The sequence below is a fragment of the Enterobacter cloacae complex sp. HYC033_NIDB genome, assembly GCF_056673335.1.
Genome location: NZ_CP115123.1, coordinates 2331637 through 2357595 on the forward strand (window position 1 = coordinate 2331637; position 25959 = coordinate 2357595).

19 protein-coding genes are annotated in these 25959 nt (G+C 57.4%); 10 read left to right on the top strand and 9 right to left on the bottom strand.

What is annotated here, in order from left to right; genetic code table 11:
• The first annotated feature begins 105 nt into the window (after positions 1-105).
• From etsA to O1721_RS11170, 6 genes are all read left to right on the top strand, one after another.
• Entirely contained in the window at positions 106-1293 is a 1188-nt protein-coding gene (gene etsA / locus O1721_RS11145; RefSeq protein ID WP_032647801.1) for a macrolide efflux RND transporter periplasmic adaptor subunit EtsA, read from the top strand.
• The gene (locus O1721_RS11150; RefSeq protein WP_032647803.1) at positions 1290-3230 is read left to right on the top strand and encodes a MacB family efflux pump subunit; all 1941 of its coding nucleotides are present in this window, start codon (positions 1290-1292) and stop codon (positions 3228-3230) included. Before etsA ends, O1721_RS11150 begins: the two co-directional genes overlap by 4 nt.
• A 3-nt stretch (positions 3231-3233) precedes the next feature.
• A complete protein-coding gene (gene etsC, locus O1721_RS11155; RefSeq protein WP_032647805.1) occupies positions 3234-4604 on the top strand; it encodes a macrolide efflux RND transporter outer membrane subunit EtsC in 1371 nt (456 codons plus the stop codon).
• Between the two features lie 184 nt (positions 4605-4788).
• Entirely contained in the window at positions 4789-6165 is a 1377-nt protein-coding gene (locus tag O1721_RS11160; protein WP_017693755.1) for a glycoside hydrolase family 1 protein, read from the top strand.
• A gap of 51 nt (positions 6166-6216) precedes the next feature.
• On the top strand, positions 6217-7539 hold the full coding sequence (locus O1721_RS11165; protein ID WP_032647807.1) for a PTS sugar transporter subunit IIC: 1323 nt from the start codon (positions 6217-6219) through the stop codon (positions 7537-7539).
• A gap of 14 nt (positions 7540-7553) precedes the next feature.
• Positions 7554-8270 (top strand): GntR family transcriptional regulator, encoded by a 717-nt coding sequence (locus O1721_RS11170; RefSeq protein WP_015571043.1) that lies wholly within the window; start codon positions 7554-7556, stop codon positions 8268-8270.
• 41 nt (positions 8271-8311) lie between these two features.
• Here the strand turns inward: O1721_RS11170 and ldtB are convergent, their stop codons facing one another.
• A complete protein-coding gene (gene ldtB, locus O1721_RS11175; RefSeq protein WP_015571042.1) occupies positions 8312-9232 on the bottom strand; it encodes a L,D-transpeptidase in 921 nt (306 codons plus the stop codon).
• A gap of 222 nt (positions 9233-9454) precedes the next feature.
• Between ldtB and O1721_RS11180 the strand changes: the two genes are divergently transcribed.
• On the top strand, positions 9455-11050 hold the full coding sequence (locus O1721_RS11180) for an ABC-F family ATPase (RefSeq protein WP_003858434.1): 1596 nt from the start codon (positions 9455-9457) through the stop codon (positions 11048-11050).
• Positions 11051-11142: 92 nt separating this feature from the next.
• Here O1721_RS11180 and O1721_RS11185 read toward each other — a convergent pair whose 3' ends face one another.
• The gene (locus O1721_RS11185) at positions 11143-13506 is read right to left on the bottom strand and encodes a glycoside hydrolase family 31 protein (RefSeq protein ID WP_032647809.1); all 2364 of its coding nucleotides are present in this window, start codon (positions 13504-13506) and stop codon (positions 11143-11145) included.
• 17 nt (positions 13507-13523) lie between these two features.
• A complete protein-coding gene (locus O1721_RS11190; RefSeq protein WP_017384901.1) occupies positions 13524-14825 on the bottom strand; it encodes an MFS transporter in 1302 nt (433 codons plus the stop codon).
• A gap of 286 nt (positions 14826-15111) precedes the next feature.
• On the opposite strand from O1721_RS11190, the gene O1721_RS11195 reads away from it, so the two are divergent.
• Positions 15112-16185, top strand: a complete 1074-nt coding sequence (locus tag O1721_RS11195) for a LacI family DNA-binding transcriptional regulator (protein ID WP_032647812.1) — start codon at positions 15112-15114, stop codon at positions 16183-16185.
• On the opposite strand, the gene O1721_RS11200 is transcribed toward O1721_RS11195, so the two are convergent.
• The 4 genes from O1721_RS11200 to O1721_RS11215 form a co-directional block, all read right to left on the bottom strand.
• Complete coding sequence (locus O1721_RS11200) at positions 16182-17438, bottom strand: DUF1479 domain-containing protein (RefSeq protein WP_032647814.1); 1257 nt, start codon at positions 17436-17438, stop codon at positions 16182-16184. The genes O1721_RS11195 and O1721_RS11200 overlap by 4 nt on opposite strands.
• A gap of 151 nt (positions 17439-17589) precedes the next feature.
• On the bottom strand, positions 17590-18405 hold the full coding sequence (locus O1721_RS11205) for a Cof-type HAD-IIB family hydrolase (protein ID WP_032647816.1): 816 nt from the start codon (positions 18403-18405) through the stop codon (positions 17590-17592).
• Between the two features lie 219 nt (positions 18406-18624).
• A complete protein-coding gene (locus tag O1721_RS11210) occupies positions 18625-21057 on the bottom strand; it encodes a formate C-acetyltransferase/glycerol dehydratase family glycyl radical enzyme (protein ID WP_015571035.1) in 2433 nt (810 codons plus the stop codon).
• A gap of 4 nt (positions 21058-21061) precedes the next feature.
• Positions 21062-21961 (bottom strand): glycyl-radical enzyme activating protein, encoded by a 900-nt coding sequence (locus O1721_RS11215; protein WP_015571034.1) that lies wholly within the window; start codon positions 21959-21961, stop codon positions 21062-21064.
• A 127-nt stretch (positions 21962-22088) separates the two neighbouring features.
• Here O1721_RS11215 and fsa point away from each other — a divergent pair, with 127 nt between their 5' ends.
• A complete protein-coding gene (gene fsa / locus O1721_RS11220; protein ID WP_017384896.1) occupies positions 22089-22751 on the top strand; it encodes a fructose-6-phosphate aldolase in 663 nt (220 codons plus the stop codon).
• Between the two features lie 85 nt (positions 22752-22836).
• On the opposite strand, the gene moeB is transcribed toward fsa, so the two are convergent.
• Both moeB and moeA read right to left on the bottom strand, forming a co-directional pair.
• Positions 22837-23589: a molybdopterin-synthase adenylyltransferase MoeB gene (gene moeB / locus O1721_RS11225; RefSeq protein ID WP_017693746.1), complete on the bottom strand. Its 753-nt coding sequence runs from the start codon at positions 23587-23589 to the stop codon at positions 22837-22839.
• Position 23590: 1 nt separating this feature from the next.
• Positions 23591-24823 carry a molybdopterin molybdotransferase MoeA gene (gene moeA / locus O1721_RS11230; RefSeq protein ID WP_022650670.1) on the bottom strand — a complete coding sequence of 411 codons (1233 nt, stop codon included), beginning with the start codon at positions 24821-24823 and terminating at the stop codon, positions 23591-23593.
• 189 nt (positions 24824-25012) lie between these two features.
• On the opposite strand from moeA, the gene iaaA reads away from it, so the two are divergent.
• A complete protein-coding gene (iaaA, locus tag O1721_RS11235; RefSeq protein WP_015571030.1) occupies positions 25013-25951 on the top strand; it encodes a beta-aspartyl-peptidase in 939 nt (312 codons plus the stop codon).
• The last annotated feature ends 8 nt before the right edge of the window (positions 25952-25959 follow it).

Consider the following 25959-nt stretch of genomic DNA (forward strand, 5'->3'; position numbering starts at 1 on the left):
ATGACGCTACTTCACCAAATAGCGCAGGTTTACCTCCCGTAAATACTGGCGATGTTACTATGATGCCTGATTCACTGCTGTTTATCGTTATGGAAAACCTGCGTAATGTTAACAAAATTCCCTCCCCGACGCGTAATGACCTGTGCTGCGGCTCTGCTAATTATTTTTAGCATCGCCTTGTTCTTCTTCCTGAGAAGCCCCGAGGTTCCTGAGTATGTTACCGCTCCAGTACGCATCGGCGATATTGAAAACGCCGTACTTGCTACCGGTCGAATTGATGCGATTGAGCGGGTCAACGTTGGGGCACAGGTTTCTGGCCAGGTTAAGTCGCTGAAGGTGAAGTTAGGCGATCGTGTCACTAAAGGACAGCTCATCGCTGAAATTGATGACGTGCCGCAGCGGAATGATTTACGCAACGCAGAAGCTGCTCTCAACGTGGTAAAAGCGGACCTTCAGGCTAAGCAGGCGCAGTTGAAGCAAGCCTCATTGCGTTTTAAGCGCCAGCGCCAGATGTTAAATGAGGATGCCAGCTCGAGAGAAGATTTCGAAACGGCTGAAACCACGCTGGCCAGTACCCGCGCTGAGCTATCGGCACTGAACGCCAAACTCGTCCAGGCGCAAATTGATGTCGACAAGAAAAAGGTCGATTTGGGTTATACAAAAGTTGTTGCTCCCATGGACGGCATTGTTATTGCCGTTGTCACCCAACAGGGCCAAACGGTTAACTCCAGCCAAAGTGCGCCGACCATTATCAAACTCGCACGTCTGGACGTGATGACAATTAAAGCCCAGATCTCTGAGGCGGATATCACGCGAATTTCACCGGGACAGAAAGCCAGATTCACCATTTTCTCTGAGCCGGATAAGCATTATGACGCCACGTTACGTACCGTTGAACTGGCACCTGAGTCGGTTATGAAAGATGATAACCTTGCCAGCAGTAGCTCAGCCTCAGGGTCAGGCACGTCAAATGCTTCGGTGTACTACAACGCGCTGCTGGATGTCCCCAATCCAGAAAATCGGCTGCGAATTGCCATGACAGCACAGGTGACCTTGCTGGCTGGAGAAGCTAAAAATACGTTACTGGTGCCGATTCAGGCTGTGCACAAGGTGAGTGGCAACAAACAGCAGGTGCAGATATTGACCAGTGATAACCGGCTGGAAACCCGTGAGGTCAAAACCGGCATTACTAACAGTGTGGATATCCAGATCCTGGACGGTGTAAAAGTCGGGGAACATGTTGTGTTATCGCAGCCGGGTGAAAAAGCGCCCGGGGAAGGGTTTGTATCTTGAGTAATATCATAGAACTCAAGGGCATCAGCCGCACCTACAGGAACGGTGGACAGGATCTCACCGTGCTTAAAGGGATTGATTTGACTATCGCTGCTGGGGAGATGGTCGCGATCATCGGCGCCTCCGGTTCCGGTAAGTCAACCCTGATGAATATTATGGGCTGTCTCGATGTCCCTGATTGTGGCGATTACTATATCAGCGGTCAAAATGCCGCCCAGCTTTCACCTGACGATCTGGCAAGGATCCGCCGTGAGCACATCGGTTTTATCTTCCAGCGTTATCATTTAATGCCCGACCTGAGCGCGTTAAGTAACGTTGAAATTCCGGCGATTTATGCCAATAGTGAGCGCGAAAAACGCCGTCTGCGCGCGGCGACATTGCTTGGAAGACTCGGGCTGGAAGGTCGTGAACATCATAAACCGGGAGAGCTTTCAGGCGGCCAGCAGCAGCGTGTGAGTATTGCCCGCTCGCTGATTAACGGCGGTGAAATCATTCTGGCGGATGAACCCACCGGCGCGCTGGATACGCAGTCCGGTCAGGAGGTACTGTCAATACTCAGTGAACTGAATCAGCGTGGCCATACCGTGGTTATGGTGACACATGATATGAAGGTAGCGCAGCATGCTAACCGTATTATTGAGCTGCGTGACGGTGAAATTATTTCTGATACCGGCAGTCGTGTTACCTCCGGGGTTGCCCTTAAACGACCTGACAGCGTTCAGCAAAGCTGGTGGCAAAGTATTGTTGACCGTACCCGTGAATCCCTGCACATGGCGTTAAAAGCGATGAATGCGCATCGCCTGCGCACGACGTTAACCATGACGGGCATTATTTTTGGTATCGCCGCGGTTGTTACGGTGGTGGCACTGGGTGAAGGCGCGAAACAGCGAACCCTTGATAATATCAAGGAGCTTGGAACCAACGTGGTGAGCATCTACCCGGGAAGGGATTTCTTTGACGACAGCACTGAAGCCATTCGTACACTGGTCCCGGCAGACGCCGAAGCATTAGCAAAGCAGGGGTTTGTTGACAGCGTCAGCCCCGAAGTTAACGCTTCCGACAACATTCGCTTTCTGGGTAAATCCGCTACCGCCACGATCAATGGCGTTGGGCGCGATCATTTTCGCGTAAACGGTATTGAACTGTTGCAGGGATCAACTTTCCAGGACGATCGAAATGCCTCGCAGGAAGTCATCATTGATGAAAACGCCCGCAAGGCGTTATTTGACGATGCGGGACTCAAGGCACTTGGGCAAATCGTTTTTCTGGGTTCCGTGCCTGCACGGGTTGTCGGCATCGCCAAAGGGAACAGCCGAAGCTATGCGCCTAATCGCATTAACGTCTGGATGCCTTACAGCACGGTGATGTATCGAATGACAGGAAAACCGGTGTTGACCAGCATCAGCGTAAGGCTTAAGGATGATGTTGCCAACGAGGCAGCGGTCAGCGCTATTTCTCAGCTTCTCACTCAACGCCACGGCGTGAAAGACTTCCAGCTTTATAATTTCGAGCAGATTCGACAATCAATCGAACGGACCTCAATGACCTTTAGCATCCTGATTCTGATGGTGGCCTGCATCTCGCTGATGATCGGCAGCATTGGGGTGATGAATATCATGCTGGTGTCGGTCACGGAACGGACCCATGAGATTGGCGTACGAATGGCGGTCGGTGCGCGTCAGGGCGATATCATGCAGCAGTTTATGATTGAGGCTGTGCTGGTATGTCTAATAGGCGGAGTGTTAGGTATTGCACTGTCGTATGCCGCCGGAGCGCTGTTCACCGCGCTGGCAGGGGGCATTTTCACCGCCATTTATTCGTGGCAGGCCGCTGCTGCCGCATTCTTCTGCTCAACTTTAATCGGCATGATCTTTGGTTATCTCCCTGCCCGCAAGGCAGCAAGGATGGATCCGGTCGTTTCACTGGCCAGCGAGTAACCCATGAAAATATTATCCCCTTTAACGGTATGCCTTGCTGTCCTGCTTAGTGCTGGCTGCGCCGACTCTCTGAAAAGCGACTATCAGCCTCCTGAGGTGAAATATCCTGCCAACTGGTATCAGGCGGATGCTGCGGAGGAGAGGATGCCGTTCGACTGGCAGGCCTTTAACGATCCAGACCTCGACGGCTGGCTGCGGCAGGTGATGGTGCGCAATAACGATGTCGCTGGAGCAGTATTGCGTGTTTATCGCGCCCGCCTGGAAGAAGAGTGGATTGGCATCACAAACGATCCGGGACTAAAAGGTTCGCTCGCGCTTGACGGTAAAAAACAGCTGAACAGCTCAGCCAACTGGAGCAGGGGCAGCGTTGCCAGTATTAATACCAGCTATGAGCTGGATCTGTGGGGCAAAATAGCGCGGCAGCGCGATGCGAAGGCGTGGGCACGTTTTGCCTCGGAAGAGGATCTGCGTTCTGCACGCCTGACGCTGCTTTCAAATGCCAGTAATAATTACTGGCGCTTAGGCTTTATTAACCAGCAGCTGTCTGTCCTGCAACAAAGCATCGACTATGCAAAAGAGACGCTGCGCCTGGCTAACGCGCGTTATGCCGCGGGCGGTGCCTCCTCTCTGGATGTTGTGGATGCTCAGCAGGGCGTGCTTTCGCAGGAAAACAGGCTGGCGGCGTTGAAGAACGAACGTTTACAGGCGCTCAATCAGCAAGCCGTTTTGCTTGGAACCGCGCCGGGCAGCGCGATAGTCGAACCGAAAGCGTTACCAATGGGACCACTGCCGCAGGTCAGTGGAAAGATCCCGGTCAACGTGCTGCGGCATCGACCCGATATCAGCGCTAAAGAGTGGCGGGTACGGGAAGCATTGGCCACCGTTGATGTCCAGCGTACTGCATTTTATCCAGCGTTTAGTCTGACCGGCTCGCTTGGCACCAGCAGCAGCAGCCTTATGGCCTTCCTGGAAAATCCTGTAGGCTCTGTTGGAGCAAACCTGACCCTGCCGTTCCTGGAATGGAGAGAAAGGGGCATGGACGTGAAGATTGCCCGAAACGACTACGAGCAACGGGTTCTGGAGTTTAAACAGGAACTTTACAAGGCGATGAGTAGCATAGAAGATGCGCTTGCTTTGCGTCATCAACTCCTGGAACAGGAGACGCTTCTACGTGAAGGCCTGGAACTGGCGAAAAAATCAGAGAGGCTAAACGAAGTTCGCTATCGCCAGGGCGCGGTGCGAATTTCTTTCTGGCTTGATGCTCAGGAGAAACGCCGTCAGGCCGAACTGGCACTGTATGAAAATCGCTTTAACCAGTTAAATAATCTGGCAAAAATCTATATGGAGTTCGGCGGTTCGGCATCTTTCCCCTGAATTGCGCAGACTCATTTACGTCTGGCAGCAATAGGACTTGCTGCCAGGGCGCAGTTCGCAAGACATCCTTCGTCATTATTCAAACCCATCTCACAAAAATCGTTCCTCCCCTTTGATCGAAATTTCATCTCCGGCTATATGACTAGTCATATCATTTAAATGACTAGTCATATAGGAGGCAACCATGAATCAATCACTGCCAGCCAACTTCTTATGGGGCAACTCGGTGTCGAGCATGCAGACGGAAGGGGCCTGGAATGAGGGCGGAAAGGGGATGTCGGTGTACGACATTCGCGAAGCCGGTGAAAATATCTCTGACTGGAAAGTGGCCACCGACTCCTACCACCGTTATCGGGAAGACTTTGATTTGATGCAGGATCTGGGCATGAACTGCTACCGTTTCCAGATCTCCTGGAGCCGCGTCTGCCCGCAGGGTGACGGCGATTTTAACGACGAGGGTATCGCCTTTTACGACCGCTTTATCGACGATCTGATCGCCCGCGGTATCGAGCCGATGGTCTGCCTCTACCATTTCGATATGCCGCTGGCGCTGGCACAGGAGTACAACGGATTTAACGATCGTCGCGTGGTGGAGGCGTTTATCCGCTACGGCAAAAAGATGATCGACTGCTTTGGTGACCGGGTGAAGTACTGGCTGACCTTTAACGAGCAGAATATTTTCCACATGCCGATAGCCTTCCGCATCTCCGGCTATATGAAGGGGGAGGAAACCCTGCGCGAGCTGTACGAAGTGCAGCATCACACCATGGTGGCGCACATGGCGCTGACCGAGTACCTGCACCAGACTAAGCCGGGCAAGCTGATGGGCGGCATGCTGGCGCACCAGCTGATTTATCCGGCCACCTGCAAACCGCGTGACATCTTCTGCGCCCAGCAGTACGACGAATTCCTCAACCAGAACCTGCTGCGCGTCTTCGCGGGCCAGGGCTACAGCCCGGCGGTGATGGCGGTGGTGGAGCAGGAAGGCTTCGGCGATATCTACCGCGCAGACGATCTCGCGCTGTTTGCGCGCACGAAGAACGACTTTATGGCCTTCAGCTACTACGCCAGCAAAACGCTGGACAGCGATGCCATCCCGGAAGGCACGCCGGTGAACTATTACCTGCTGCACGGCGAGAAAAACAATCCGTACCTGAAGGCCACCGAGTGGAACTGGCAGATCGATCCGCTGGGCTTTCGCACCATCATCACCCGCTATGCCAACGACTGGCGGATGCCAGTATTCCCGATTGAGAACGGCATTGGGGTGATTGAGTCCTGGGATGGCGTGAATCCGATTGAGGACACCTACCGCATCGACTACCACCGGGCGCATATCGAGGCCATGAAAGAGGCGATGTTCGAGGACGGGGCAGAGGTATTGGGCTATCTCGGCTGGGGGTTGATTGACATTCTCAGCTCCCAGGGCGACATGCGTAAGCGCTACGGCGTGGTCTACGTCAACCGGGAAAACCACGACCTGAAAGACCTGAAGCGCGTGCCGAAGAAGAGCTACGCGTGGTTAAAACAGGTTATCCATACCAACGGACGCGAGATGTAAGCCGTACGCTGCCGGGCCGTTTTTGTGACTGATTGATGGGAACACTCCGCTATGTCTGAAACAAAAATAACACCGCACATGCAGTCTTTTGTCGATAAATTTGTTGAGTTCTCGGCGCGCCTGGCAAACCAGGTGCATCTTCGCTCCCTGCGCGATGCCTTCGCCACGGTAATGCCGATTTTCATTCTCGCCGGTCTGGCGGTGTTGGTGAACAACGTGGTGTTCCCCTGGATCTTAGAGGGCGACACGCTCGCGCAATTTAAGGTGTGGGGCGAGGCGATCATCAACGGCACGCTGAACATCGCCGCGCTGCTGCTGGCGCCGATGATTGCCTGGTCGCTGGCGCGCAACAAAGATTTCGACAATCCGGTCTCGGCAGTGGTTATCGCCGTCAGCAGTTTCATCATCATGATGCCGATGCGCTTACAGATTACCCCCATCGGCAGCGACGCCACGGTAAACGTTACCCAGGTGCTGACGTTCGCCAATATCGGCTCCACCGGGATTTTCGCCGGGGTGCTGATTGGGCTGCTCTCAACCGAGCTGTTTATCGCCATTTCACGGCTGAAGGCGCTGCACATTTCGCTGGGGGAGAACGTACCGCCAGCGGTGAGCAAATCCTTTACCGCGCTGATCCCGACGATCCTCACGCTCTCCCTGTTTGCGGTGCTGGCGGCTATACTGGCGAACGTGCTGCACACGGATCTGATCCATCTCATTACGACATTTATTCAGCAGCCGCTGCGGCTGATCAACACCAGCCTGCCCGGGACGATCTTCATTTACAGCTTCGGTAACTTCCTGTTCACGCTCGGTATTCATCAGTCGGTGGTCAACAGCGTGGTGCTGGAGCCATTCCTGCTGATCAATACCAATGAGAATATGCTGGCCTTTGCCAACGGCCAGCCGATCCCGCACATCATCAACAACATCTTTGTGCCGACCTTTGGCATGGTGGGCGGGACGGGCAGCACAATCTCATTGCTGATTGCTATCTTCATCTTCTCAAGACAGAAATCAGCGAAGCAGGTGGCGCGTCTGTCGCTGGCGCCGGGTCTGTTTAACATCAACGAGCCGGTGATTTTCGGCCTGCCGATAGTCTTTAACCTGCCGCTGATGATCCCGTTTGTGCTGCTGCCCGCTATCGGGATTTACTTTGCGTGGCTCTGTACCATGCTGGGGCTCATGTCGCGCTGCGTGGTGATGATCCCGTGGACGACCCCGCCGATCCTCAGCGCCTGGCTGGCGACGGCGGGGGACTGGCGGGCGGTGGTGGTGCAGTTGGCAATCATCGTATTTGGTGTATTCTTCTACCTGCCTTTCCTCAAAGTTGCCGAGCGAGTGGCGTTGAAAAACAGCGGGACAGAACACTAATTTAAGGAAGGACGATGGCGGCGAAGTACATCACCATAGCGCGGGAAATTAAGAAACGCATTATCACCCAGCAGTACGCCGCCAATGAACCTCTGCCGGACCAGTTCGCGCTGGCGGCGGAGTTCAGCACCAGCCGGATGACCATTCAGCAGGCGATGCGTCAGCTGATCGTAGAAGGGCTGGTCTATACCCGACAGGGGCAGGGCACGTTCATCCGCAAAAATTTCCTCCAGCTTTCCCAGTGGGATCTCTCCGGCAGCGACTACTTCGGGGCGACCAAAACCTGGGAACATTTAGGCACGGTGACGAGCCAGGTGGTGCACTTCGAACTGCGCTTCCCGAACGAGAAAGAGCAGGCATCGCTGATGATAAATCCGGATACGCCGATCTATGACTTTATCCGTCTGCGTTTACTGAACGGTGAGCCGATGTCTCTGGACGCTACGGTAATGCCGCTCAATCTGGTCCCCGGTCTGAACAAAACCCATCTTGAAAGTTCGGTATTCCGGTATGTACAGGAGACGCTGGGGCTGAAGATCATGGGATCGTATCGGGTGGTGCGGGCGCTGAAGCCCAGTGCGCTGGATATGCAACACCTTGTCTGCGAGCCAACCGACCCGGTGCTGGAGGTAGAGCAGGTGATCTATCTTGAAGATGGTACGCCGCTGGAGTACGCCCATTGTCACTATCGCTATGACCATGGCGGCATCGTTATCGTGAATAACGGATAAAAAAAAGCGGGCCCCGCGGCCCGCTTTTTTAATTCTCACGATTAGTTCAGACGCACCGGCATACCGGAACGGTTCTGAATCGCCTGGTCAACAATGGTCGTGTCAACATCCGCCTGAGAGGTGACGGACTGCACCGCGCTGGTCAGCTTAATCGGTACGATTTCGTTGTTGTTGATCTGATCTTCGCTGGTGGACAGCGGGTTATGCACTTCAATGTAACGGCTGCCGTCCGGCTCTGACGTCGCTTTCACCGGTTCGTTAATGAACTGCACGCGCGTACCGACCGGCACGTTATCGAACAGGAATTTGATGTCTTCATTACGCAGACGCACGCAGCCGTGGCTTACGCGCAGGCCGATACCGAAGTTGGCGTTAGTACCGTGGATGGCATACAGACGTCCAATGTACAGCGCGTACAGACCCATCGGGTTATCCGGGCCGGCAGGCACAACGGCTGGCAGCGGTTCGCCGGCAGCAATGTACTCAGCGTGCATTTTGGCGGTCGGCGTCCAGGTTGGGCCCGCTTTCTTACGCTCCACTTTGGTGGTCCAGTTCAGCGGAGTGTCTTTACCCAGCTGACCGATACCGATAGGCAGCACGATCACGGTGTTGGTGCCTTTCGGGTAGTAATACAGACGCATTTCGGCGCTGTTAATCACGATACCTTCGTGCACGGTATCCGGCAGGATCAGCTGCTGTGGAATGTTGAGTACGGTACCCGCTTTCGGCAGATACGGGTCAACGCCCGGGTTCGCCTCCAGCATGTTCGACAGACCGAGCTGATACTGCGCCGCGAAGTATTCCAGCGGCTGAGAGTTCCCTTCCGGCACCGTCACCACCTGGTTTTCACCCACCAGACGGCTTCCGTCTGTCGGCAGGGGATACGTCACCGCAGACGCGGTCTTACAAAAACCTACTACGGCTAACGCCGCCGCAAAAAGCGTTGTTAATTTCATGTTCATGTTATGCGAGGTATCTAAGCCATTCTGGCGATGAGTTGATAAGTCTGAATCGGTAATGGGAGCGCATTATATGTGCATTCCCGTTAACTGGGAATTCAGATGTGTACGAAATCACATTTTTTTCGATTTTGTTAAAGTTTAGTGGATTACCGCAACAGGGGATCTCAATTCGGAATTGTGGCATAATGCCGCGTTTATCACACTTTTCGCAGGAATCTCTCCGTGTTAGTTACCAGCAACGTCACTATGCAGTTTGGCAGTAAGCCGCTGTTCGAAAACATTTCCGTCAAATTTGGCGGCGGCAACCGTTACGGCCTGATTGGTGCCAACGGTAGCGGAAAATCCACCTTTATGAAGATCCTCGGCGGTGACCTGGAGCCAACGCTCGGTAACGTGTCGCTCGACCCTAACGAGCGCATCGGTAAGCTGCGTCAGGATCAGTTCGCCTTCGAAGAGTTCACCGTGCTCGACACCGTGATCATGGGGCACGCGGAGCTGTGGGAAGTGAAGCAGGAGCGCGATCGTATCTACGGTCTCGCTGAGATGAGCGAAGAAGACGGTTACAAAGTGGCCGACCTGGAAACGCAATACGGCGAAATGGACGGCTACTCTGCGGAAGCGCGTGCGGGCGAACTGCTGCTGGGCGTCGGTATTCCGGTTGAACAGCATTACGGCCCGATGAGCGAAGTCGCGCCAGGCTGGAAGCTGCGTGTGCTGCTGGCACAGGCGCTGTTCTCTAACCCGGACATCCTGCTGCTCGACGAACCGACGAACAACCTGGACATCGACACCATCCGCTGGCTGGAGCAGACGCTGAACGATCGCGACAGCACCATGATCATCATCTCGCACGACCGTCACTTCCTGAACATGGTGTGTACCCACATGGCGGATCTGGACTACGGCGAGCTGCGCGTTTATCCGGGCAACTACGATGAGTACATGACGGCGGCAACCCAGGCGCGCGAGCGTCTGCTGGCCGACAACGCCAAGAAGAAAGCGCAGATTGCTGACCTGCAATCCTTCGTCAGCCGCTTCAGCGCCAACGCCTCTAAATCGCGCCAGGCAACGTCGCGTGCCCGTCAGATCGACAAAATCAAGCTGGAAGAGGTTAAAGCCTCCAGCCGTCAGAACCCGTTCATCCGCTTCGAGCAGGACAAGAAGCTGTTCCGTAACGCGCTGGAAGTGGAAGCCCTCACCAAAGGCTTCGATGAAGGCCCGCTGTTCAAAAACTTCAACCTGCTGCTGGAAGTGGGCGAGAAGATTGCCATCCTCGGCGCCAACGGCGTGGGTAAATCCACTATGCTGAAAACCCTGGTGGGTGAACTGCAACCGGATAACGGTACCGTGAAATGGTCTGAAAACGCGCAGATTGGTTACTACGCGCAGGACCATGAATATGAGTTTGAAAACGATCTGACCGTCTTCGACTGGATGAGCCAGTGGAAGCAGGAAGGCGACGACGAGCAGGCGGTACGCAGCATTCTGGGGCGTCTGCTGTTCAGCCAGGACGACATCAAAAAGCCCGCCAAAGTGCTCTCCGGTGGTGAAAAGGGCCGTATGCTGTTCGGCAAGCTGATGATGGAAAAACCGAATATTCTGGTGATGGACGAACCGACTAACCACCTGGATATGGAATCTATTGAGTCGCTGAACATGGCGCTGGAGATGTATCAGGGCACCCTGATCTTCGTCTCTCACGACCGGGAGTTCGTCAGCTCGCTGGCGACCCGCGTGATCGAAATTACGCCAGAGCGCGTGGTGGACTTCACCGGTAACTACGAAGATTACCTGCGCAGTAAAGGTATCGAGAGTTAAAAAAATAGCCGGGTGGCGGCTTCGCCTTACCCGGCCTACGTTCTATCCCCTCTCCCTGTGGGAGAGGGTTAGGGTGAGGGCAACAGGCCGCACTACACCACCCACTCGCCCCCTTCAACTCCGTTCACCCGCAACGTACGTTTTTCCCCCGCCGGTAATGACACCTTCAGCGCCTTCCATGCCGGACGATAGTCGCCGCGCGCATTCACCTTCAGGTTGATACTTGCGCCGTCGCACTCCATCTCCCATTCCACCCACAGCGCGTTGCCGTTCTGGTAGCCCCAGCTTTCGCCGTCATCCTCAAACAGCAGCCCGGCGGTGGTGCCGACGCCTTTCACCGGGAACAGTTTCAGCTCACGGGTATCGTCTTTATCGGCGCTCACGTGACGGATGCGTTCGCTGAGCGGCAAACCGGCCCCGGCGCGTACCAGCAGTGGCAGCTTTTCCAGCGGCGCATCAAGGACGATCGCCTGGCCGCCCGCATACCACGCGTGGGTGTAAAAATCGTACCAGCCCGTTTCGTTATCCGGCAGCCAGACGCGGCGCTCGCGCTGCCCGGCTTCGACGACGCTGGCCACCAGCAGGTCACGGCCCAGCAGGAAGTCGTCGCACTCTTCAAAGGTCTGCGCATCGTGCTCATGATCGAGGAAGGTCGGGCGCAGCATCGGCTCGTCGTCGGCGTGCGCCTGCCAGAGCAGGGTGTAGAGGTACGGCAGCAGGCGGTAGCGCAGTTCAATGGCGCTGCGAATCGCAGGCGTGACACCCGGGTACATCCACGGCTCGTTCACCGTGTGATCATCGTTCCACGAATGAATGGTAAAGCGCGGGTGCATCACGCCGTTCTGTACCCAGCGCACGAACAGCTCGGCATCCGGCTTGTCGCCGGAGAAACCGCCGACGTCGTGACCGACGTTGAACAATCCGGACAGGCTCATGCCCAGCCCCATGCGGATGTTATAACGCAGGGTGTCCCAGTTGGTGCGGTTGTCGCCGCTCCAGGTCTGAACGTAGCGCTGCATCCCGGCACAGCCGGAGCGGGAGATCAGATACGGACGTTTCTCCGGCGCAAAGCGCTGCTGCGCTTCCAGCGAGGCGCGCATCATCAGCAGCGGCATCACCGGGCGAATGTGCTTGATGGCGATCTCCTGACCGAAGCCATAGCAGCGCGCTTCCCCGTCCCACACTTCATACTCGTTGTTGTCGTTCCAGGTGGAGTCGATGCCCATCTCCAGCAGCTGCGTGGTCACGCCGTTCTGCCACCACTGCACCGTCTGCGGGTTAGTAAAGTCAAGGTGCGATCCTTCGTCATCCCAGAAGCTGGAACGTTCAGGCGCATCGGTTTCTGAATCACGAATGAACAGGCCGCGTTCCGCCACTTCGCTGTAGCGGGGATGATCCTGCAACAGACACGGCTTGATGTTGGCCGCAAGCCGCAGCCCCGCGTCGTGGAACGCCTGGCTCATCACCTTCGGCTGCGGCACTTTGTCGTAGTTCCAGTTAAAGACGTAGCGCTTGCCGTTAATCGAGGTATAGCCGGAGGAGAGCTGGAACGAGTCGCACGGAATGGCATGCTCATCGCACAGGCGGATGAAGTTCATCAGCTGGTTTTGCGCATCCGGCGCGTCGGTGTAGTGCATGGTCGAGCCGCTGTAGCCCAGGCTCCACTTCGGTCCAAAGAGCGTTTTCCCCGTCAGGCGCACGAAGGCTTTCGTCACGTCCAGCGCACGCTTGCCGGTAAAGATGTAGTAGTCAATATCGCCCGCTTCCGCCTGCCAGCGGCGGTAGGCGGTGTGATAGTTGTCGATCTCGTTACCCAGATCCAGCCAGCAGCTGCTCAGGTTATCGTAGAACAGACCGTAGCTCACGTCATCGCGACGGGTGAGGGTGAACGGGATGTGCTTGTAAAGCGGATCGGTGCTGGCCGCGTTATAGCCCATCGCGTCCAGGTTACGCATCTCATAGCGTTTGCCGTTGCGCTGTAAATCACCCGCTTTCTCACCCAGACCGTAAAAACGTTCATCCTTACGACGGCTAAGATAGTGCGCCACGCCGTCACCGTGGGCGTTCAGCAGGTAGGCGCTGGTCGGGCGGTCATTGACCAGCGGCTGCCACTCGCCCGCCTCATTGCGGTAGTGCCACTCCAGCCACAGCGGCTGGTGGACGGTGACGCGCAGCTGTTCAGTCGCTACGGTTAACGTGTCGTCCTGCTGCGTCAGCGTCCAGGCAGGGCAGGTGAAGCCGCTGACATCGTCACGACGGCGGCCTTCCCACGGCACATCTTGTTCCGGCGCGATGCTCCAGGTGCGGTTCAGCGCCAGCTCGCCTTTACGTTTGATCAGCACACGGAACAGATTCTCTTCCAGCACATACAGGCACAGGCGGTGCTGGTTATCGATTAGCAGTTCCAGATGATTCGCCGACTGCGTATCGACGGTCCAGTTTTTCAGGTTTTTCATATGCAATACATCCACTATCAGGCGCGCTTGGCGCGACGTTCAGCAATAAATGCCACCAGGAAGACAGCGCCAAGCAGGTCAAAGAAGCCCATGGCGATAAAGAGCGGGTTGAAGCCGATTTTGTCGGCGGTCACCCCAATCAAAAGGGAGAACAGGAAGCTGGCGATCCACGCCGCCGAGCCGCGCATGCCGTTGACCGTCGCCATCTGGCCTTTGTCGAACGACTCCACGACCAGCGCGCTCAGCATGCAGGAGATGATCTGGTGCCCGAAGCCGCCGATGGAGATCAGCACGATGGTGATATACGGGTCGCGGGTCACGGCCACGACGGCCAGAGAAATCATCAGAAACGCGCCGGTGACGGAGCTGGCTACCACCGAGTTGACGCGGGTGCAGCCAAACCAGCGGGTGTAGAGCCGGGTCAGGTAGCCGCTCGCCACGCTGCCGAGGTCGGCGGCCAGGAACGGCAGCCAGGCGAACATCGCGATCTGCTTCAGGTCCATACCGTGCTCTTTGGCGAGGTACAGCGGCACCCAGAAGCTCAGCACGGCCCAGGCCGGTTCCGCCATAAAGGCCGGGATGGCGATACCGTAGAACCGTTTGTTCTTCGAGACGGTCTTCAGCGCGGTCAGGAAGGGCAGTTTGACCGGCGCAGGTTCGTTATCCTGCTTGATAAACGCCAGCTCATCGCGGCTCAGGTTTGGGTGCTGTTCCGGGTTGTGATAAAACGCCCACCACAGGATCACCCACAGCAGCGCCAGCACGCCGGTAAACATAAACGCACCCTGCCAGCCGAACGACGCGTGAGCAAAGTAGATGATAGGCGGGGCCAGCATGGCCCCAATGGAGAAGCCTACCCCCGCCCAGCCTGCGGCAACAGGGCGCTCTGATTTCGGGAACCATTCACCGATGGTTTTGGCGTTCGCTGGCGTGGCGGCGGCTTCGGACGCACCCATAAAGAAGCGCAGAATCGCCAGGTGCAGCCAGCTTCCGGCACCCGCGTGGAAGATACACATCAGCGCCCAGATCCCGGCGCAGACCATAAAGCCGATTTTCAGGCCGATAACGTCAATCAGCCAGCCGCACAGGGGCTGGAAAATGGTGTAGGCGATCTGGAACGCGCCGACGATCCAGGAGTACTGCTCGGTGGTGATCCCGAGGCTCTCTTTCAGTTCAGGGGCGAGAATACCTAACGAATTACGGGTGATGTAGTTAACGGTCACGCCGAGAAGAAACAGCACCAGTACGTACCAGCGCAGGTTCCTGATGACGCGACGTGTTTTGCTTGTCGCAACTGTGTTATTGATGTCCTGACTCATTTTCTTCTCCACAAGACGGACGGTAAGGGGACAAAGGTTCAGGTGTCACACAGCGTCAGGCGTTTGAAAGTTATCTGTTTTAGAGCGCTAAGCTGCTATACAACTAGTATGGAAGTTGTGTGACAGGTTCACCTTAAGAAAGAAATTGGGCAGGGAATAGTGGATTTTGTGCAAACTTTCTCATAACCGAGGTTTAATTTTCGGCATTATGACCTTCTCGCAAGTTATTACCTGATAAACAAGTTGTGAAAATTTTTTCATTTCACATCCGGAGCCAGATCACAAAATGGACAAAAGGCTTAAAATCACCGAAATCGCCGCCCGGACGCAGCTCTCCATCAGCACCGTTTCTCGCGTGCTGGCGGGGAAGGCAAACACCAGCGAAAAAGCACGGGCAAAGGTGCTGGCGTGCGCGCGGGAGCTGGGGGTAATGGACGGCATGGCGGCGGGGCGTCTGCTGCTTAACAGCCTGGTGGTGTTTGCCCCGCAGCGGGCGTTTGACGAGCGGTCCGACATCTTTTACTACCGCGTCATCCAGAGCGTGAGCAAAGGGCTGGCCTCGCACGAGGTTCGCCTGCGTTACTGTGCGCTGGAGGAGAACGACAGCGATGCCCAGCTGTTTCTGGCCCGCATGAACGAAGCGGACACTCAGGCGGCGATCCTCCTCGGTATCGACGATCCGCATATCCACGATCTGGCGGTAGACATGGGCAAACCCTGCATGCTGATTAACTGCCGGGACCGCCACATGCGCCTGCCCGCCGTCGCGCCGGATCATCGCGCGATTGGCGAGCGGGCGGCAGAGTACCTGTTCGAGATGGGGCACCGGGAGGTGATGAACGTGCTGTGCCTGCGACGCTACACCATGGAGCTGCGCCTGTCCGGGATCCGCGACGCGTGGCACGGTCATAACCTCAGGTTCAGCGACAGGCGCGACCTGCTGATGGTGTCCAGCTTCAGCGCCAGAGAGACGGAGCAGCTGGTAAGCGAGTGGCTTCACCAGCAGAAAGGGAAGGACCTGCCGACGGCGTTCCTGGTTGGTGGTGATTTTATGGCGGCGGGGACCATCAGCGCGCTGCAAAAACACGGTCTGCGCGTGCCGCAGGATGTCTCGGTGATGAGCATTGACGGGTTTAATCTCGCGGCGATTCAGGATGTGCCCTTAACCGCGGTACATGTTCCGCGTGATGAGCTGGGAACGGAAGCGGTGCATATGCTCCAGCAGCGGCTGATGCGCCCGGATGCGCCGGTGGGAACATTGCTGCTAAACGGCACGCTGACCGTGCGGGAGTCGGTCCGGCGGATACGTCAGGGGAAACGACGTACCGCCGTAGAGCGGGAAGGGCTGTACGACGGTTAAGCCATGCCCAGCGCGCGCCTGCCGTGGATGTTGAGATCGGCCACGGTAAAGCGGCCCTGCCAGCTTTTCTCATAATCCTCGCGCGGGAAATCGCCCGGCGACGCGCCGGTTTCCAGCGCTTCCTTGACCTTTTTCGCATAGGCGAGATTCTTCTCGCACATTGGCGCGGCAGGAATGTACATCACGTTGCCCCAGCCCTGCTGATTTTCTACCGGCGCGACGGAGTGGATCACATCGCAGTGCCACCACACGGAGTCACCGGCTTCCAGCGCCGGAATGCTGGTTAACGCTTCGATCAGCAGCGGGTGCCACTTCTCAGAAATCGGCAGCACGCGCCCCGGCGCCACGCCGCACAGCTCGTCTTCCGGCACGTCGTCCAGCAGCGGACGCAGCAGAATATAGGCCATTGCCTCCGGGATCGGCACCACGTGCAGCAAGCCCTGTCCGGGGATCATGTCCGACAGCGCCGTCCAGCCCTGGAAGGTGCGGAACACCGAGCATTTGGTGGTGTTATCCACGGTGTACTCTTCCACTTCGGTACGGTGCGCGGCGTTCCACGGATCGTATTTATCAACGTTGCCGTCAAACACGCGGGCAAAGACCTGCTGATAAGCGGGCAGCAGCCAGCGCTCCAGCGCGCCAGAATCAGTGTGTGCGCCAAGTCCCTTCGAGGTGGTTCCCGGTGGACGACGGCGGATGCGGTCCGGGTAAATCACGCTCACGTCCGGGTCGAACCACTGCTTGCCGTTGCTCTCAAATGTCCATAAACGGTTCAGGAACGACTGTACCTGCGCCATCTCTTCACTCTGGCGCGCCTGCATTTGCGCCTGCGACCAGTAGATCGGGTAAATCTCCGGACGAGAGGCCGTTAAGGTGCCGAAGAAGTTATCGCCGGGTCCTTTATACACCTCGTCAAACTTATTCAGATCGAGGTAGTCGAGCATCGACTGATCCCACGCCAGCGCCTGCTCGCGCGGGAAATGGCCTTTGATCACCGCGCAGCCGCGACGTTTAACCGCTTCGCGCTGTTCGGCGGTGATCGTGCCGTTTTTCACGTCGGCAAAGGGGATCACTGGCCAGACGGTTTCGCCTTTGTTTTTGAGAGCGTTGATTTCCGCCACGCGGGTGGCGATTTTATCGCTGAGCCGGTCGAACACCGCCTGCACATCGCCGATCTGCGCGCGTAATTCACGTTTCATCTGACGGATTGCCGCTTTATGGTCCGCTGGCAACGTTTCGCTGGTAAAGGTCATAACTGCCTCGCATCTTTCATTCGAAAGTAAAAGTGTCTACAAGTGATACTTTAAGTTAAAAAAAAGTTAATGCAAGTTTAAAACCTTGACGGGTGCCACAGGATGGGAAAAGAGTGAGGGGGCCGGAGCGAGGCTCCGGCAGGTAGGGGGATCAGGCGTCGAACGGGGAGTGCGCGTCGAGCACGGCCTGAATCACGTTCAGCGCGCCCTGATGGTTGTTATCGTCGGTAGCGTAACGGCTGACCGCTTTAATGCTGTCCGCCGCGTTGCCCATCGCAAACGAGTATTTCACCAGCTTCAGCATTTCCGCATCGTTGCCGCTGTCGCCAATGCCGACGCACTCCTGCGGGGAGGTTTTCCAGCGTTTCAGCAGGCGGCTGATGCCGTTGGCTTTGTGCAGGCCGGGGATAATCAAATCGACAAAACCGAAGCCGCTGGTGACCGGCTTCATGATGCCGTCCAGGGAGACATGCAGTTTATCAACCAGATTCGGGATATCGCTGTCCGGCAGGTTCAGGGAGAATTTAAACAGCACGTCGTCAATGTCGCGGTAATCGCTGATGCGCTTTAAGCGGTGGTAGTGCTTTGACATCAGCGCCACGAACGCGTCCGGGGCTTTATCGCTTACGTACGCGCTCTCCAGCCCGCAGGCCACAAAGTTCAGCCCTTTGTCTTTCAGCAACTCGCCAATGACGATCTGCGACTCATGACGCGTCAGTTCGCCGTGGAAAATCTGTTCGCCGTGATCGAAGACCAGCGCGCCGTTTTCCGCGACGAAGGAGATCTGATCTTTCAGCTCCGGGAAAAAGGAGATGAGCTGGTAATACTGGTTGCCGCTGGCGACAACAAATTCAATGTTGCGGGCTTTAAGCTGCTCAAACTGTGCCTGGAAGCGGTCACGATCGTACTGCTTGGCATCATCAAGGAAAGTTCCGTCCATATCGGTGACGATAACTTTTACGGTCATACTGTGCTCCTGGGTCACTGCGTTTTGAAACATTCTAATAACAAGGTGACGGGGAGCACAAATTTAATTTCATTCGAAAGTCAAAGCAAAACGGCAACCGAAGTTGCCGTTTTTAGTGTTTTCTCCCTCTCCCCGTGGGAGAGGGCCGGGGTGAGGGCATCAGCGTGCGCATTTCCCCCTCACCCTAACCCTCTCCCTCAAGGGAGAGGGGATAAACCGTTACAGCGTATGCTCAGTACGAGCGATAATATCGTCCTGCGCATCCGGCGACAGGGCGGTGAAGAACGCCGAGTAACCCGCGACGCGCACCACCAGGTCACGATACTGATCCGGGTGTTTCTTCGCTTCCAGCAGCGTTTCGCGGGAGACGATGTTGTACTGAATGTGCCAGCCTTTATGCACCTCGAAGAAGGTGCGCAGCAGCACCATCAGCTTCTGGCGATCGCTGTCGTTTTCCAGCGTCGACGGGTTCAGCTTCTGGTTTAGCAGCACGCCGCCGAGAATCGCTTCCGTCGGCAGTTTACCCACGGAGCCAATCACCGCCGTCGGGCCGAGGTGGTCGGTACCGGAGGCCGGGCTTGCCCCTTCCGCCAGCGGGGTGTGGGCTTTACGGCCGTCCGGCGTTGCCATGGTTGCTGCGCCAAACGGCACGTTTGCGGAGATAGACGACGTGCCCGCATAGTAGTTACCCCCAATCGGGCCGCGGCCGTAGCGTGGGTTATGGTACTGCTTCAGCTCTTCAATGTAGGTTTCGTAGGCACGGGTCAGCAGCAGGTCCACGCTGTCGTCGTCGTTGCCGTACTTCGGCGCGCCGTTGATCAGGCGCTGGCGCAGCTGCTCGTGGGTCAGCCCCTCGAAGTCATCCGCCAGCGCCGCCGCCAGCTGTTGCTGACCGATAACGCCCTGGTCAAACACCAGCTTCTTCACCGCTGCCAGGCTGTTGCCAAGGTTGGCGATCCCCACCTGTAGGCCGGAAACCCAGTCATACTTCGCGCCGCCCTGCTTAATGCTTTTCGCGCGTTCGATACAGTCGTCCACCAGCGCCGAGCAGAGAATATCGTGGACGTTCTCTTCCAGCATGGTGTCCACCACGTACTCGATCTCAATGGATTTGCGGGTGTAGTAGCGGATCTGGTTATCCCACGCCGCCATGACCTCATCGAAATTCCCGAAATTACCGGCAGAAAGCGCTTTTTCCTGCGGCAGGAACACCTGGCCGCTGGTGGCGTCGCGACCGCCTTCCAGCGCCGCCAGCATCACGCGGGCGAAGTTGATAAAGCTCATGCCGGTGCAGCGATAGCCCCACTTGCCGCCGACGGCGGTTTCGATGCAGCCAATCGCCGCATAGTCATACGCGTCCTCTCGTTCCACGCCGAGCTTGATAAATTCCGGGATCACGATTTCATCGTTGTTAAACGCCGGCATCCCGAAGCCGCAGCGGATCACCTGCACGCAGGCGTCGAGGAAGTCGTTGCTCATGCCCGCGTGGTAGCGCACGCTCAGGTTCGGCTGGGTGGAGCGCAGACGGCCGCAGGATTCGAGAATGGCGTAAGAGAGCGGGTTGACCGCGTCCATCGGTTCACCGTTGACCAGCTTCTGGCCGCCGATGGTGACGTTCTGATACAGCGGGCTGCCCGCAGAGGCTTTGGAGTGCGAGCCGGAGCGGATTTTGTTCACTTCCAGCAGCTTCAGCCAGCAGCTGTGCAGCAGCTCAATGGCGTGCTCGCGATCCAGACTCTGGTCCAGCTCCACGTCGCGGCGGTAGTACGGGTAAAGGTACTGGTCCATACGGGCAAAGGAGACGGAGTGACCGTTGGACTCAATTTGCAGGATCAGCTGAATGAAGTAGCACAGCTGTAGCGCCTGCCAGAAGGTTTTTGGCGGTTGGTGGGCGATGATGTCGCAGTTTTCCGCCATGGCCAGCAGCTCGTCGCGGCGGCTGTCGCGGGTTTCTGTCGCGGCCATTTCACGCGCCAGGTCGGCAAAGCGTTTGATGTGCAGGCTTACGGCTTCCAGCACGATATCAATGGCTTTCAGGAACTGGTCGCCGTGCAGATCGTCCAGCACCGTCAGGTTGATGCGCGACCGGCGCTCGGCCACTTTCGCGCGCAGGCCGTCGAGACCTTTCTCCAGCACCAGCGGGAAATTCACCGCCAGGTGTGCGTCACCGGAGGTCATGTTGCCTTCCGCTTTGATGATGCCGGTTTCCAGCAGGCCTTTCTGCTCGTCGGTAAACATGCCGTAGCAGCGATCCTGCACCGTCTGGCCGCGCCACCACGGGCAGATCGCATGCAGGACGCGCTTGTTCTCTTCGCTCACCGCAAAGCCCGCGCCCGGACGGTCCGCCAGATCGTCAATCTCTTTCTCAATCCAGGAGACGGTATATTCCGGGAAAATCGGCGCGGCGCGCACTTCGCTTGCCTGGTTACCGATAATCAGCTCGTCGTGTTTGATCCAGATGGTGCGTTTTGCCAGGTGGTGGGCGAGGGCCAGCGCGCGACGTACCGGGATCGGCTTGTCCAGATGCTGCTGATACATTTCGGTATAGTGCTGCGCGCGCTCGGTACAGACCGGCGGCTTAACGATATGTACCAGCGCCGTTTTGTGCGCCTTGATGCGCTCGCTGAGGGTGTTGAGATTCAGGGTGGTCATAAGTTTATCCTCGTAAGGTCGCGGTTAACCCTTTCTGGCAGGCATACTGCTGTGCGAAGTCCAGCAGGGCAGGGTTATCCAGCGGTTTGTCAGGGGCAGAGTAGGGTTGGCCGAGCAGGGTGTATTTGTTCATGCCCAGCGTGTGATACGGCAGAAAATGAATATCGTGAACGCCGAGTTCGTCGGCGGCGAAATTGGTAATGGCGGTAACCGACGCTTCATCGGCGTTAAAGCCCTGGATCAGCGGCACGCGAATGGTGATTTTTTTCCCGGCGGCAGCCAGGCGCTTCAGGTTGTCCAGGATCCGTCTGGCTGAGCCATCGGTCCACTGTTTGAATACGTCACTGTCCACATGCTTCAGGTCCGCCAGGAATAGATCGACATACGGCAGTGACGGCTCGATATAATGCCAGGGGACGTGAAGGCAGGTTTCAACGGCGGTATGAATGCCTTGTTCATGGCTGGCTTTAAACAGGGCATGTGCCAGCGCCGGGTTCATGAACGGCTCGCCGCCGGAGAGGGTGATCCCGCCGCCGCTGCGGTCGTAGAAGGGCTTGTCGCGCAGCACGGTGGCCATAATCTCCTCCACCTGCTTCTCTTCACCGCAGACGGTAAGCGCCTGGGTCGGGCAGCAGTCGGTAAGGGCAGTGAGCGTCTCGTCGTTAAGCTTCTCACGATGAATGACCAGCCCGTTCAGCGCGCGTTCAACACACCCCGGCGCGGCCTGCTGACACAGGTCACAGCCGTCCAGGCACAGGCGGGCATCAAACAGGACGTCCCGCGTGCGGGAGCGGCTTTCCGGGTTCTGACACCAGCGACAGCCCAGCGAGCAGCCTTTCAGGAATACCACGGTTCGAATACCGGGACCGTCGTGGGTGGAGTAACGCTGTATATTGAAGATCATTTTCTTGCCCTCGAATTACATATGAAGATTAAATTACTTTCGAATGAAAGTTATCTTGATATGGGTCAATTCCTGAGCAGGTTTTGCTGTGATAGGGTAAGTGCAGGCTAATTTTGAGGGTGACATCATGGAACTTTATCTCGACACATCTGACGTTGCGGCAGTCAAAAAGCTGGCGCGTATCTTCCCGCTGGCGGGCGTGACCACTAACCCAAGCATTGTGGCGGCGGGTAAAACGCCTCTGGAAGAGCTGCTGCCCGCGCTGCACGACGCGCTGGGCGGCAAGGGCCGGCTGTTCGCTCAGGTGATGGCGAAGACCGCCGAGGGAATGGTGGAAGACGCACGTAAGCTGCGCGCGATAATCAATGACCTGGTGGTGAAAGTGCCCGTGACCGCTGAAGGACTGGCGGCGATCAAAATGCTGAAAGCAGAAGGGATCCCGACGCTGGGTACGGCGGTGTATGGCGCAGCACAGGGGATGCTCTCCGCACTGGCGGGGGCTGAGTATGTGGCTCCTTATGTAAATCGCGTGGACGCACAGGGCGGGGACGGGATCCAGACGGTGGTTGAACTGCAACAGCTGCTGACCCTGCATGCCCCGCAGTCAAAAGTGCTGGCGGCGAGCTTTAAAACCCCGCGCCAGGCGCTGGACTGCCTGCTGGCAGGGTGCGAGTCCATCACGCTGCCGCTGGACGTGGCGCAGCAGTTTATTACCTCTCCGGCCGTGGATGCGGCAATTGTGAAGTTTGAGCAGGACTGGCAGGGGGCGTTTGGGCGGACGTCTATTTGACGCTGTTGCCGGGTGGCGCTGACGCTTACCCGGCCTACGCTCGGGCCGTTGTAGGTCGGGTAAGGCGAAGCCGCCACCCGACTTTTTATTTACTACACACCTCACACCCGGGATTACGCATCAGCTTCATCTCGCGGAACTGGCAGGTCATCGCGTCATACATCACGATTTTACCCGCTGCGGGCGTGCCGTAGTGTGCCAGCACTTTGATCGCCTCCATCGCCTGCAAGGAACCGATAACGCCAACCAGTGGCGCCATCACGCCCGCCTCGACGCAGGTCAGCGCATTCTCGCCAAACAGACGGCTCAGGCAGCGGTAGCAGGGCTCTCCTTCAGCGTAGGTGAAGACGGTGATTTGCCCCTCCATGCGGATGGCCGCGCCGGAAATCAGCGGCGTTTTATGGGCAAAGCAACCCGCATTGAGCTGGTTGCGAATGGCGACGTTATCGGTGCAGTCCAGCACCAGGTCATGCCGTGCAATCTGCGCAAACAGCGCGTCGTCATCCAGCATCGCGTCAATCAGGGTGAACTGAACGTTGGGGTTAATGCGCGCCAGCGCCGTGCGTGCTGATTCCACTTTAGGCTGACCGACCGTCGCGTCGCTGTGCAGCGTCTGGCGTTGCAGGTTGGACACCGACACGGTGTCGAAATCCAGCAGCGTCATGCTGCCGACGCCCGCCGCAGCCAGGTATTGCGCCGCTGCGCAGCCCAGCCCGCCCAGGCCCACAACCAGCACGCTGGCCGCCTTGAGCGCTTCCTGGCCCTCGAAATCAAACCCGCGTAGCACGATCTGGCGGTTATAGCGCATCATCTCCGGGTCGCTCAGTTCCACCGTCATGTCAGCCTCCGAACAGGTGGTTAAAGCGTTCCACTTCAACCCATTCGCCCGCCTCAACGTGGCCGCGATCGCGCTCCAGCACGATAAAGCAGTTCCCCTGACTGAAGGAGCTAAAGATGTGCGAACCCTGATGCCCGGTAGTGCTCACCTCCAGCTCGCCGTCGGCGTTGCGCGCCAGAATGCCGCGCTGGAAATCGAGACGGCCCGGTGATTTTTTGAGGCGCGTTGCCGCCCGCACGCGCACACGCTCCGGCAGCGGGCTGGCATTGTTGCCTGAAAGCTTCGCCAGCAGCGGGATCACCAGCTGGTAGAAGGTAAGCGCGGCGGAGACCGGGTTACCCGGCAGGCCACAGAACCAGCTGTGCGGAAGTTTGCCAAACGCGAACGGTTTGCCCGGTTTAATCGCCAGCTTCCAGAAGGCGATTTCGCCCAGCTCTTCAAGCAGGGTTTTGGTGTAATCCGCTTCGCCAACCGATACGCCGCCGGAGCTGATCACCACGTCGGCAGAGGCGTCAGCGTCGATAAACGCCGCGCGCAGTTTTTGCGGATCGTCAGGAATGATACCGAGGTTAATCACCTCACAGCCCAGCTGCTCAAGCATCAGGTGCACCGCCAGACGGTTGGTGTCGTAAATCTGCCCCTCGTTCAGTGGCTGACCCGGAAGCTGTAGCTCGTCTCCCGTGGAGAACACCGCCACGCGCACTTTGCGGACCACGTCAATCTCCGCGATGCCAAGCGATGCCAGCACCGGCAGTTCGGCGACCGTCAGCTTTTGCCCGGCGGCAAAGACCGTTGCGCCCAGGGTAATGTCTTCCCCGATGTGGCGGATATTTTGTCCCGCTTTGACGCTGGCGGTAAAGCGCACGCCGTCGTCCGTTTGTTCGGTCTCTTCCTGCATCACCACGGCTTCACAGCCCTTTGGCACCGGTGCCCCGGTCATAATGCGCACACAGGTGCCCGCTGGCCACTCACCGTTGAACGGCTGCCCGGCAAACGCTTTACCTGCCACCGGCAGCGGCTGACCCGTTTGCAGATCCGCCAGACGTACGGCATAGCCGTCCATCGCCGCGTTATCAAACCCCGGCACGTTCAGCGGCGAGACGATATCGCGCGCGGCAATACGGCCAAAACAGCGCACAAGCGGCAGTGTCTCAACGTCGTGCAGTGGAGTAATACGATCAAGCATCTGCGAGAGTGCCGTCTCAAGCGGCATCAGTCCGGCGGTAAAATCCATGGTGGGCTCCTGCGGAGTAACAACGAAAGCGCTCATTATGGCAGAAAAGTGCGGCTAACTGTATGACCCGATGGGTGTACGCTTTACATCACAGTTGCGTCTTTCTATATTCAAAAATCATCTGAAGATTCGTCGACGATAATGATATTTATAGAAAAAGCAGCCAGCCAGGCTGATGGGTGATGCGAAATGAGTAAAGCGGTTATCGCAATTCATGGCGGTGCCGGGGCAATCACCCGTGCACAGCTCAGTCCCGAGCAGGAGAAGCGTTATATTGATGCGCTGAACGCCATTGTGGAAACAGGCCAGCGGATGCTGGAAGCGGGCGACAGCGCGCTGGACGTGGTGACCGAAGCAGTACGTCTGCTGGAGGAGTGCCCGCTGTTTAATGCCGGTATTGGCTCGGTCTTTACGCGCGATGAAACGCACGAGCTGGATGCCTGCGTGATGGACGGCGTCACCCTGAAGGCGGGCGCGGTAGCAGGCGTCAGCCGTCTGCGTAATCCGGTGCTGGCCGCGCGTCTGGTGATGGAACAAAGCCCGCATGTGCTGCTGGCCGGGGCGGGGGCGGAAAAATTTGCCGTCGAGCACGGGATGGACACGGTCTCGCCCGATCTTTTTTCCACCGAGGAGCGTTACCGGCAACTGCTGGAGGCCCGTACAGCGGGGATGACGCAGCTGGACCATGCCGCGCCGCTCGATGAACGCAGCAAAATGGGCACGGTAGGCGCGGTGGCGCTGGATAAAGCCGGTAATCTCGCCGCCGCGACGTCGACAGGCGGTATGACCAACAAACTTCCCGGTCGCGTCGGCGACAGCCCGCTGCCGGGGGCCGGGTGTTACGCCAATAACGCCACCGCGGCGGTGTCATGCACCGGCACCGGCGAAGTGTTTATCCGCGCGCTGGCGGCCTACGACATTACCGCGCTAATGGATTACGGCGGATTAAGCCTGAGTGAGGCCTGCGAGCGGGTAGTGATGGAGAAACTGCCGGCGCTGGGCGGGATTGGCGGCTTAATTGCGGTGGATCGGGAGGGCAACGTGGCTCTGCCGTTCAACAGTGAAGGGATGTACCGGGCGTGGGGGTATGCCGGCGATGCGCCCAGCACAGGCATTTATCGTGAATAAGGGGGCAT

What these genes read in the sequence shown, in the direction of transcription:
- etsA (WP_032647801.1), top strand. Translation starts at nt 106, where the DNA reads ATGTTAACAAAATTCCCTCCCCGACGCGTAATGACCTGTGCTGCGGCT.
- etsC (WP_032647805.1), top strand. Translation starts at nt 3,234, where the DNA reads ATGAAAATATTATCCCCTTTAACGGTATGCCTTGCTGTCCTGCTTAGT.
- O1721_RS11160 (WP_017693755.1), top strand. Translation starts at nt 4,789, where the DNA reads ATGAATCAATCACTGCCAGCCAACTTCTTATGGGGCAACTCGGTGTCG.
- O1721_RS11165 (WP_032647807.1), top strand. Translation starts at nt 6,217, where the DNA reads ATGTCTGAAACAAAAATAACACCGCACATGCAGTCTTTTGTCGATAAA.
- O1721_RS11170 (WP_015571043.1), top strand. Translation starts at nt 7,554, where the DNA reads ATGGCGGCGAAGTACATCACCATAGCGCGGGAAATTAAGAAACGCATT.
- ldtB (WP_015571042.1), bottom strand. Translation starts at nt 9,232, where the DNA reads ATGAACATGAAATTAACAACGCTTTTTGCGGCGGCGTTAGCCGTAGTA.
- O1721_RS11185 (WP_032647809.1), bottom strand. Translation starts at nt 13,506, where the DNA reads ATGAAAAACCTGAAAAACTGGACCGTCGATACGCAGTCGGCGAATCAT.
- O1721_RS11190 (WP_017384901.1), bottom strand. Translation starts at nt 14,825, where the DNA reads ATGAGTCAGGACATCAATAACACAGTTGCGACAAGCAAAACACGTCGC.
- O1721_RS11195 (WP_032647812.1), top strand. Translation starts at nt 15,112, where the DNA reads ATGGACAAAAGGCTTAAAATCACCGAAATCGCCGCCCGGACGCAGCTC.
- O1721_RS11200 (WP_032647814.1), bottom strand. Translation starts at nt 17,438, where the DNA reads ATGACCTTTACCAGCGAAACGTTGCCAGCGGACCATAAAGCGGCAATC.
- O1721_RS11205 (WP_032647816.1), bottom strand. Translation starts at nt 18,405, where the DNA reads ATGACCGTAAAAGTTATCGTCACCGATATGGACGGAACTTTCCTTGAT.
- O1721_RS11210 (WP_015571035.1), bottom strand. Translation starts at nt 21,057, where the DNA reads ATGACCACCCTGAATCTCAACACCCTCAGCGAGCGCATCAAGGCGCAC.
- O1721_RS11215 (WP_015571034.1), bottom strand. Translation starts at nt 21,961, where the DNA reads ATGATCTTCAATATACAGCGTTACTCCACCCACGACGGTCCCGGTATT.
- fsa (WP_017384896.1), top strand. Translation starts at nt 22,089, where the DNA reads ATGGAACTTTATCTCGACACATCTGACGTTGCGGCAGTCAAAAAGCTG.
- moeB (WP_017693746.1), bottom strand. Translation starts at nt 23,589, where the DNA reads ATGACGGTGGAACTGAGCGACCCGGAGATGATGCGCTATAACCGCCAG.
- moeA (WP_022650670.1), bottom strand. Translation starts at nt 24,823, where the DNA reads ATGGATTTTACCGCCGGACTGATGCCGCTTGAGACGGCACTCTCGCAG.
- iaaA (WP_015571030.1), top strand. Translation starts at nt 25,013, where the DNA reads ATGAGTAAAGCGGTTATCGCAATTCATGGCGGTGCCGGGGCAATCACC.